A 10377-nucleotide genomic window follows, 5' to 3' on the forward strand; every position below is an offset into this window, starting at 1 on the left:
CATATATTCCTGCTATAAAGAATCATGATTTCATCTCAAGGTAAAAGGGCCCTCCTCACAGATGGACCCTTACTCAAACAGCTCCTGTCTCTCACCTGGCCGAATATAGGCGGTCTGCTGGGAATCATGATCTTTAATCTTACTGATACCTACTTTGTTTCCCGTATGGGAACAGAACCACTGGCAGCCATGGGATTTACATTTCCGGTTGTCATGATTATCGGTTCGGCCGCATCGGGAATCAGTCTTGGAGCAGGCTCTGTCCTTTCCCGTGCCATGGGGGAGGGGAATCATCACCTGATGAAGAGAACCGCCACAGACGGCATCCTTCTGTCAGTCATTCTGGTCGCTTTTATCAGTATTGCTGGACTCCTGACTCTGGACCCCCTGTTTCGTCTTATGGGAGCTTCCGGTGAATCCCTCACTCTTGTTAAAGAATATATGTTTATATGGTATCTGGGAGCCATAACGATCACCATGCCTCCCATCTCCGACAGCTGTCTGAGGGCAACAGGAGATATGATCAGACCCTTCATTGTCATGATGATCATAGCCATTATAAATGTCATTCTGGACCCCATATTCATATTCGGATACTTCGGAGTCCCTGCAATGGGAATTAAAGGGGCTGCCTATGCCACCATCCTTTCCCGATTTTTCGGAATGATTGCCACTCTGGGTTTTCTCCATTTTCATGCGGGGCTGGTGGATTTCTCACACCCCCTTCTTAAGGAAATATGGGAATCCTGGGGGCGCATACTCCATGTGGGAATCCCTGCCGCCATGACTCTGCTTCTTCCTCCCCTTACCCGGGGAGTCCTGACAAGTCTGGCAGCATCAGCAGGAGGAGCCGTCGCCGTTGCCGCCCTGGCCGCTGGAAGCAGGATAGAAGGGTTTATTCAGATCTTTATGATGTCCTATTCCATGGCCCTGGTACCTATGATCGGTCAGAACTGGGGCGCCGGAAAAATGGACAGGATTCTTAAGATCCGAAATATATCACTCCGACTGTCCCTGGTTTACGGTGCCGCTTCATTTGCAGTTCTTATGCTTCTGGCACCAGTTCTGGCCGGAATATTCAGCAGCGATCTGGAGGTAATCAGTCATATAGCCTTTTATCTGAGAGTCACAGCCGTCGCCGCGGCAGCCCTCAGTTATATGACATGGATCAACCAGTCTCTCAATGCATCAGGACATCCCCGGGCATCGGCCCGTCTCAATATTTTCGCCTATATCCTGGTTATCATTCCCCTGGCTTTTATCGGTTCCAGAATTGCAGGTTTTAAGGGTATAGTTATCGCCCTCTCCGCCGGACAGTTTATAGGAGCTTTCTGGGCTCACGGAGAAGGGTGCAGAATCTTTAACGAATCAAAACAAATTACCGGGAGTAGTAACGCATGAAGCTTAAATCTTTCTTAAAGCTGGTGGAAATTCAGACAAAAATAGCCAGTATGTTTCCCTTTATATTTGCCACACTTTTCAGCCTGTACCGATACGGAAGTCTGAATCTACAGAACCTCGGCCTGATGTTTGTATCTCTGCTCTTTTTTGATATGACTACAACAACCATTAATAACTATATGGATTACAAAAAGGCAGTGGATCATGATTACAGGGACAACCACAACATAATCGGTATGGATTCAATTCCGGTAAACACCGTGCGGTTCATCATATTTTTTATGCTGGCAATTGCCATGGCTGCTGGAATCCTTCTGACAATCAACACAGGATGGATCGTTCTGATCCTGGGAGTTATCTCATTCTTTTTGGGTATCTTCTACACTTTCGGACCCATCCCCATTTCCCGTATGCCCCTGGGAGAGATCCTTTCAGGTTTTATGATGGGCTTTGTCATTGTCTATATTGCGGTCTATATCCATGCCCCATCCATGGCAGTTATCTCAGTAAAGGAAGCCCAGCTTTTTCTGCGGCTGGATCTGAGAGAAACTATCTCTATCGCCATGATATCGGCACCCTTTGTTTTTATTATCTCAAACCTCATGCTTGCCAATAACATATGTGACCTGGAACAGGATATTAAAAATGACCGTTTCCTCCTCCCCTACTATGTGGGAGTCAAAAACTCTCTGCTGATCTTCCGGCTCTCCTACTACGGGGCCTACCTTTTTATCATTGCCTCTGTCGTATTCCGCATCCTTCCTTATTTCTCACTCCTCTCTCTCTTGAGTTTCCCAATCATTCAGAAACACATCAGAATGTTTGAGGCAAAACAGATCAAAGCAGAAACTTTTGTCCTCTCTGTTAAGAATCTTACTATTCTGAGTGCAGGCTACATCATTGCCCTGGTTCCGGGATTGTTATTCTAATATTCAGGGCGTCCCGCCGGGGGCGGCCAGGCTCTTCAGTGGTTCCGTCCCTGCGGGACTGCCGAAGGCACACTTACGATCCTTGACGCAAACACTTCAAGCTCTAATTTCTCCTCATACCTCTTTTTTACTCCCCTATACCTTGAAATTGAACCTTTTGGCCGATATGCCATTTATCCAAAGACAGTATAATTAAACAGTCTCTAATCACAATTCAGCATATTGTACTGAATCTATATAACCAGAGTATCCACTCAGTTATAGGATAGTACGTTGTGAATTACATTGCAGAATTATTGATGTAGTCCGGTATGGGTTTATATCTCTGGGTTATATGGAACAGGTTAGAAATTAAGTTATATTTATTCAAATTTGAACAAATTCGCATTGATTAATACACCTATAAATATCAGGCAATTTACTGTAAAATAAGAAATATTATAAGAAAAAAGCATCCTTGATGTATTGAACATATAGGAACAGGAGAAACACCATGTCAAGTTCACAACAACGCGCAGAACTACAACGCCAAATCTGGTCTATCGCCAACGATGTCCGAGGCTCGGTAGATGGCTGGGATTTTAAACAATATGTATTGGGAACCCTGTTTTACCGTTTCATTAGTGAAAATTTCTCCAATTATATCGAAGGCGGCGATGATAGTATCAATTATGCAAAACTCACAGATGATGTAATTACAGACGACATAAAAGATGATGCCATCAAAACAAAGGGCTATTTCATCTACCCAAGCCAACTTTTTCAAAATGTATCAGCTAATGCCAATACCAACGAAAATCTGAACACAGACCTGGCAGCAATATTCACCGCCATTGAAAGTTCAGCCAATGGCTACGATTCAGAAAAGGACATAAAAGGTCTATTTGCGGACTTTGACACCACCAGTAACCGGCTAGGAAACACGGTTAAAGACAAAAACAGCCGTTTGGCTGCCGTATTAAAAGGTGTGGCAGGGTTAAATTTGGGCGATTTTGAGAATAACCACATCGACCTTTTCGGTGATGCCTATGAGTTCCTGATCTCAAACTATGCCGCTAATGCCGGAAAATCGGGAGGTGAGTTTTTCACTCCCCAGCATGTCTCAAAGCTGATAGCCCAACTGGCCATGCACAAACAAACCAGTGTAAATAAAATATACGACCCCGCTTGCGGTTCCGGTTCCTTGCTTCTTCAGGCGAAAAAACATTTTGATGCCCACATTATCGAAGAAGGCTTTTTCGGGCAGGAGATCAATCACACCACCTTTAACCTGGCTCGTATGAATATGTTTCTGCACAATATTAATTATGATAAATTCAATATGCAGTTAGGAAACACCTTAACGGAACCCCATTTTCAGGACGATAAACCCTTTGATGCAATAGTTTCCAATCCTCCCTATTCGGTGAAATGGATCGGTTCCGATGATCCGACACTGATAAATGACGAACGTTTTGCTCCGGCAGGTGTACTCGCCCCGAAATCCAAGGCTGATTTTGCTTTTGTTCTCCATGCTTTGAGCTATCTATCCAGCAAGGGCCGGGCTGCCATAGTCTGCTTTCCCGGTATTTTTTACCGTGGTGGCGCAGAACAGAAAATCCGTCAATATCTTGTAGATAATAACTATGTGGAAACAGTGATTTCTCTGGCTCCAAATCTTTTCTACGGAACTACAATCGCCGTGAATATTCTGGTGTTATCTAAACATAAAACCGATACAAAAATCCAGTTTATCGATGCCAGCGGTGAAGACTTCTTTAAAAAAGAGACTAATAACAATGTGCTGACTCCTAAGCATATTCAGAACATTATGGATATGTTTGACCGTAAAGAAGATGTTGATCATGTAGCCAAATCAGTGGACTACGACAAAATTTCTGGCAATGAATACAATTTATCGGTAAGCAGTTATGTGGAAGCCAAAGATACGCGGGAAGTGATTGATATTACTCAGCTTAATGGCGAAATAAAAACCACTGTTTCCAAAATTGATCAGCTCAGGACGGATATTGATGCTATTGTAGCGGAGATTGAAGGGGCAGAGGCATGAGCGAACTGAGTTTTATGGAGAAGCTGCTCGATGGGGTTGAGGTTGAATGGAGACTGCTAGGAGATGAAAGCTTTGTTGAAGTGGCGAATAGAGGGCGTAAGCCTGTCAAAGCATCCTTGCGCATATCTGGAAATACGCCATATTACGGTGCGAACAATATTCAGGATTATGTCGATGGTCATACTCACGATGGCGAGTATGTTCTTATTGCTGAAGACGGATCAGCTAGCCTAGAGAAATATTCAATTCAATATGCAACAGGAAAGTTTTGGGCTAACAATCATGTTCATGTTGTACGCGGAAAATCTGGATTGAACACAAGGTTTCTGTTTCATTATTTAAGCATAGTTAACTTCATTCCACATCTATCAGGTGGTGGTAGAGCAAAGCTGACAAAAGGGAAGATGGTCGAAATCCCCATCCCCATCCCCTGTCCTGACAACCCGGAGAAATCCCTGACTATCCAGGCTGAAATTGTCCGCATTCTGGACGCTTTCACCGAGCTTACCACCGAGCTTACCACCGAGCTTACCTTGCGGAAAAAGCAGTATGGATACTATCGGGAGCAGTTGTTGAGTTTTGAAGCGGGGGAAGTAAAGTGGAAGACTTTGGGGGAGGTCGCGATATTTCGCAGAGGCACTGCAATAACAAAAAAACAGACAACCGCTGGAGATATTCCTGTTGTTGCAAATGGACCGGTCCCAACCTACAGTCATAATGAGAGTAATCGAGAGGGTGAAACCATTGTTATTGCTCGATCAGGTGCATATGCCGGGTATGTAAGCTATTGGAATCAACCGATTTTTCTAACTGATGCGTTTAGTGTTCAACCAGATACAGATGTCCTTGATCCTAAATATGTTTATTACTTTCTTCAGAATAAGCAAGATCATATTCATTCTATGAAAAAGGGTGCAGGTGTTCCTCATGTTCGTGTGAAGGAATTTGATTCGTATAATATTCCAATTCCTTCGCTTACTGAGCAAAAACGTATCGTCGCAATATTGGACAATTTCGATACATTAACCAACTCCATCTCCGAAGGTCTCCCCCGTGAAATAGAATTACGCACAAAGCAATACGAATACTACCGTGATTTGCTGCTTAGATTCCCCCAAAAGGAGGTTGAAGCATCAGCATGAGTAAAGCATTGACAGAAATAGCCCAGCAATTGAAAGATTCTAATAAGAAAGTGCAGCTGATCTATGCCTTCAACGGAACAGGGAAGACAAGACTTTCAGGAGAATTGAAGCAACTTATTTCACCAAAAAATGAAGGCTATTATGAAGGAGATGATGATCAGGGCAAGGTCATTTACTACAATGCGTTTACAGAGGATCTTTTTTACTGGGATAATGATCTAAATAGCGACACTGAGCGAAAACTAAAAATACAGCCAAACAATTTTACCAAGTGGGTTCTTGAAGAGCAGGGGCAGGAACCGAATATAATTGAAAACTTCCAGCACTATACAAATCAGTTTTTAATGCCCAAATTCAGTGAAGACTTTTCAGAAGTCAGCTTTTCAATTGAAAGAGGCGACGACGAAAACCTTGAACACATTAAGATATCCAAAGGTGAAGAAAGCAATTTTATATGGTGTGTTTTCTATAGCCTGCTTGAACAGATTGTTGAAGTGTTAAATATTGTTGAACCAACAGAAAGGGAAACTAATAGGTTTGATCATTTGGAATATGTTTTTATTGACGATCCTGTAAGTTCATTAGATGAAAATCGCTTAATTGAACTGGCGGTACATGTTGCACAATTGATCAAATCAAGTGATTTCACCAATGGACAAGGACTTAGGTTTATCATATCAACACACAATCCCCTCTTTTATAATGTTCTTTACAACGAACTTAGTTTGAAATCTGGTTATATTTTAAATCGAAATGAAGATGACACATTTGAACTACTTGAAAAGAGAGGTGATTCAAACCATAGCTTTTCCTACCATCTCTATTTAAAACAGCTTATTAAACAGGCTATCGCTGAGAATTCTATCCAGAAATATCATTTTACTCTTTTACGGAATTTATATGAAAAAACAGCAAGTTTTCTGGGCTATCCGAGATGGTCAGAATTGCTACCTGGTGATAAAAAAGTCTATTTAAACCGCATAATTCAATTCACAAGTCATTCAACATTGTCAAATGAAGCTGTCGCAGAACCAACTCCGCAGGAAAAGCAAACTGTAAATTTCTTACTTGAGCATTTAATGAATAATTATGGTTATTGGCAAGAGGGAGTCCAAAATGATTGATTACACCAAACCCATCGCAGAAACAAACAAATTTATAGTTCTCGATAAGTACACCAAAGAATGGCAGGTCTGTGAAAACTATCAAAGCGAAGCCGAACTGGAACGGGAGCTCATTGAAGACCTGCAAAATCAAGGCTATGAATATTTACCCAGTTTAAATACAATAGAAAAGATGCTGGATAATGTGCGAGAGCAATTACAGGCTCTCAATAGTGTTGAGTTTCAAGACGGCGAGTGGAAACGTTTTGTTGAAGAGTACTTGGACAGACCTAGCGACAATCTTATTGATAAAACCCGTAAAGTTCATAATGACTATATTCATGATTTTGTCTTTGATGACGGGCATATTGAAAATATCTACCTACTGGACAAAAAGAATATTGCCCGTAATAAAGTGCAGGTTATTAAACAGTTTGAACAGACCGGCATTCAGGCTAATCGCTACGATGTGACCATTCTGGTCAACGGCTTACCTTTGGTTCAAATCGAACTGAAAAAACGGGGTGTGGCTATCCGGGAAGCCTTTAATCAGGTTCATCGCTACAGCAAAGAGAGTTTCAATGCGGAAAACTCCTTATTTAAATATCTACAGCTTTTCGTAATCTCCAACGGTACGGATAGCCGTTATTTTGCGAATACCACTAAACGGGATAAAAACAGCTTTGACTTTTCGATGAACTGGGCCAAGTCTGATAATACGCTCATTAAAGATCTGAAAGACTTTACAGCCACTTTTTTCCAGAAGAATACTCTGTTAAATGTGCTTCTCCATTATTCGGTTTTTGATGTCAGTGATACCTTACTGGTCATGCGCCCGTACCAAATTGCTGCTACAGAGCGTATATTATGGAAAATAAAAAGCGCCTATCAAGCCAAAAACTGGAGCAAAACTGAGAGCGGCGGCTTTATCTGGCATACTACCGGTTCGGGAAAAACCTTGACCAGCTTCAAGGCTGCCCGATTGGCAACAGAACTGGACTTTATTGACAAGGTCTTTTTTGTAGTGGACCGGAAAGACCTGGACTATCAAACCATGAAAGAGTATCAGAGATTTTCACCGGATAGTGTCAATGGTTCCGACAGTACAGCAGGTTTAAAACGTAATCTGGATAAAGAAGACAATAAAATCATCGTTACCACCATTCAAAAGCTTAATAACCTGATGAAAAGTGAAACCGACTTGCCTGTTTATCAGAAACAGGTGGTATTTATCTTTGATGAGGCTCACCGCAGCCAATTTGGCGAAGCTCAAAAGAACTTGAAAAAGAAATTCAAAAAATATTACCAGTTTGGTTTTACCGGTACACCCATCTTCCCAGAAAACGCATTAGGAGCGGAAACAACGGGCAGTGTATTCGGTCGGGAACTGCATTCCTATGTCATTACCGATGCCATACGAGATGAAAAAGTACTAAAATTCAAAGTGGACTATAACGATGTACGTCCAAAATTTAAGGACATTGAAACTGAGCAGGACGAAAAGAAACTGACTGCTGCTGAAAATAAACAAGCCTTGTTACATCCCGATCGTATAACCGAGATTACGCAATACATCTTGAAGAATTTTCGACAGAAAACCCACCGTTCCTATGCTGGTGCCAGCGGTTTTAATGCCATGTTTGCCGTCAGCAGTGTTGATGCTGCTAAAGCATACTATGAATCCTTTAGAAACTTACAAGCTGAGACAGATAATAGTAAAAAACTGAATGTGGCGACCATTTTCTCTTTTGCTGCCAATGAAGAACAGGACGCTATTGGTGAAATTCTCGATGAAAGTTTTGAAGTTTCTGCCATGGAAAGCAGTGCCAAAGAATTCTTAAGTTCTGCTATTGCCGATTATAATTCAGCATTTAAAACCAATTTTGGCGTAGACAGCCAAGGGTTTCAAAACTATTACCGTGATCTTGCTCAACGGGTAAAAAAGCAGGAAGTAGATTTATTAATTGTAGTAGGAATGTTTTTAACTGGCTTTGATGCACCTACATTAAATACTCTTTTTGTTGATAAAAATCTCCGTTACCACGGCTTAATGCAAGCATTCTCACGTACTAATCGTATTTATGATGCAACGAAAACTTTTGGAAATATTATAACTTTTCGGGACTTAGAAAAGTTTACAGTGGATGCCATTACCTTATTTGGGGACAAGAACACCAAAAATGTAGTGCTAGAAAAAAGCTACAAGGAATACATGGAAGGCTTTACCGATATAGCAACAGGTGAAGCTCGGCGTGGTTATCTTGATGTGGTAAAAGAATTACAAAGCCGTTTTCCGAATCCTGAAGAAATAGAAAAAGAGAAAGACAAAAAAGATTTCGTTAAATTATTTGGTGAATATTTAAGGGTTGAAAACATACTTAATAACTACGATGAGTTTGCCGGTTTAAAAGCTTTACAAAATGTAGATATGAATGACCCGGAAGCAATTGAAGAATTCAAAGAAAAACATTATCTAAATGGCGAAGACATCGAAGCCATGCAATCAATAGTTGTTCCCTCTGAACGCTTAATTCAGGATTATCGATCAACCTATAATGATACACGCGACTGGTTGCGCCGTGAAAAAGCAGCTGATCAAAAAGAGTCCTCCAAAATTGATTGGGATGATGTGGTCTTTGAAGTTGATCTACTCAAATCCCAGGAAATCAACCTGGACTACATTCTTGAATTGATTTTTGAACATAACAAAAAAAATAAAAGCAAAGCAGACCTGATTGAAGAAGTTAGAAGACTTATCCGGGCCAGCCTTGGTAATAGAGCAAAAGAAAGTCTTATTGTAGATTTCATTAATAAAACCAACCTGGATGATTTGGATGATAAAGCCGGTATTATTGATGCCTTCTTTATATTTGCTCAGGCAGAACAAAAGCGAGAAGCTGATGAATTGATAAGTTCCGAAAACCTTAATGAAGAGGCAGCGAAACGATATATCATATCATCATTAAGGCGAGAATACGCAAGTGAAAATGGTACTGAATTAAATTCTACTTTGCCTAAAATGAGTCCTTTAAATCCTCAATATAAAACGAAAAAACAAAGCGTATTCCAAAAAATAGCTTCATTTGTAGAGAAATATAAAGGAGTCGGGGGGCAGCTCTGACAGAAGAAAAATATAACAATCGCATGCAACTGACAATTTTTTTGTCATAGTTTTTGAAGTCGCTTCGCTCATTTCAAAAACTACGCCAACCCTTCGGGACAAAATTGCAGCTGATGCGGGCGTTATCTGTGCAAAAGGAAAACAAATTGAAAAAAATAGTATTAATTTCACTAATTGTCAGCTTAATGAGCTGTCAAACAAATAGTGAAGAAGAACATAAGAATGAAATTCAATTTGAATATGAATATAGTGATGAGCAGTTCGAAAAATTAAAAATTGATGTTTCAGAAGTTGATAAGTTAGTGAATGTTTCAGCGAGAAAACATGCGGATACTTATTTTAATTTAGGTAAAGCATATTATGAAAGAAATGCATTGGAGAATAGTTTAGAAAGCTTAAATAAGGGTCTTAGATTAGAATCAACTAATTATGAGTACCAACTACTGGCAGCTATAATAGAATATAATATTAAAGAATATGATAAATCATATGTGAGATTGTTATCTATAAAAAGTTCTACTGATCAGGAATTCATAGATGAGGTTCAAAATCTAGAGCAGAAAATACTAGATACTGGTTATATATACAGTGGTATTTTTATACCTAATAGATTTGATAAGTACATTTACAT

The 10377-nt window shown here is 40.5% G+C and carries 6 protein-coding genes and 1 pseudogene; all 7 read left to right on the forward strand.

The window, feature by feature from the left end; genetic code table 11:
* Positions 1 to 24: 24 nt before the first annotated feature.
* On the forward strand, positions 25 to 1401 hold the full coding sequence (locus tag DV872_RS22320) for an MATE family efflux transporter (protein WP_114632187.1): 1377 nt from the start codon (positions 25 to 27) through the stop codon (positions 1399 to 1401).
* The gene (menA, locus tag DV872_RS22325) at positions 1398 to 2330 is read left to right on the forward strand and encodes a 1,4-dihydroxy-2-naphthoate polyprenyltransferase (protein WP_114632188.1); all 933 of its coding nucleotides are present in this window, start codon (positions 1398 to 1400) and stop codon (positions 2328 to 2330) included. The genes DV872_RS22320 and menA overlap by 4 nt, the downstream gene beginning before the upstream one ends.
* A 493-nt stretch (positions 2331 to 2823) precedes the next feature.
* Positions 2824 to 4380 (forward strand): type I restriction-modification system subunit M, encoded by a 1557-nt coding sequence (locus tag DV872_RS22330; RefSeq protein ID WP_114632189.1) that lies wholly within the window; start codon positions 2824 to 2826, stop codon positions 4378 to 4380.
* Positions 4377 to 5522: a restriction endonuclease subunit S gene (locus tag DV872_RS22335; RefSeq protein ID WP_114632190.1), complete on the forward strand. Its 1146-nt coding sequence runs from the start codon at positions 4377 to 4379 to the stop codon at positions 5520 to 5522. Before DV872_RS22330 ends, DV872_RS22335 begins: the two co-directional genes overlap by 4 nt.
* Positions 5519 to 6646, forward strand: a complete 1128-nt coding sequence (locus DV872_RS22340; protein WP_114632191.1) for an AAA family ATPase — start codon at positions 5519 to 5521, stop codon at positions 6644 to 6646. The genes DV872_RS22335 and DV872_RS22340 overlap by 4 nt, the downstream gene beginning before the upstream one ends.
* Positions 6639 to 9746, forward strand: a complete 3108-nt coding sequence (locus tag DV872_RS22345; RefSeq protein ID WP_114632192.1) for an HsdR family type I site-specific deoxyribonuclease — start codon at positions 6639 to 6641, stop codon at positions 9744 to 9746. Before DV872_RS22340 ends, DV872_RS22345 begins: the two co-directional genes overlap by 8 nt.
* 146 nt (positions 9747 to 9892) lie before the next feature.
* Positions 9893 to 10377: pseudogene (locus DV872_RS22350) on the forward strand (hypothetical protein); the annotation flags it as partial.

The organism is Oceanispirochaeta sp. M1 (assembly GCF_003346715.1).
Lineage (GTDB): Bacteria > Spirochaetota > Spirochaetia > DSM-2461 > DSM-2461 > Oceanispirochaeta.

Bases quoted from the DNA above. Each gene is read 5' to 3' on its own strand.
- DV872_RS22320 (WP_114632187.1), top strand. From the start codon at position 25: ATGATTTCATCTCAAGGTAAAAGGGCCCTCCTCACAGATGGACCCTTA.
- menA (WP_114632188.1), top strand. From the start codon at position 1,398: ATGAAGCTTAAATCTTTCTTAAAGCTGGTGGAAATTCAGACAAAAATA.
- DV872_RS22330 (WP_114632189.1), top strand. From the start codon at position 2,824: ATGTCAAGTTCACAACAACGCGCAGAACTACAACGCCAAATCTGGTCT.
- DV872_RS22335 (WP_114632190.1), top strand. From the start codon at position 4,377: ATGAGCGAACTGAGTTTTATGGAGAAGCTGCTCGATGGGGTTGAGGTT.
- DV872_RS22340 (WP_114632191.1), top strand. From the start codon at position 5,519: ATGAGTAAAGCATTGACAGAAATAGCCCAGCAATTGAAAGATTCTAAT.
- DV872_RS22345 (WP_114632192.1), top strand. From the start codon at position 6,639: ATGATTGATTACACCAAACCCATCGCAGAAACAAACAAATTTATAGTT.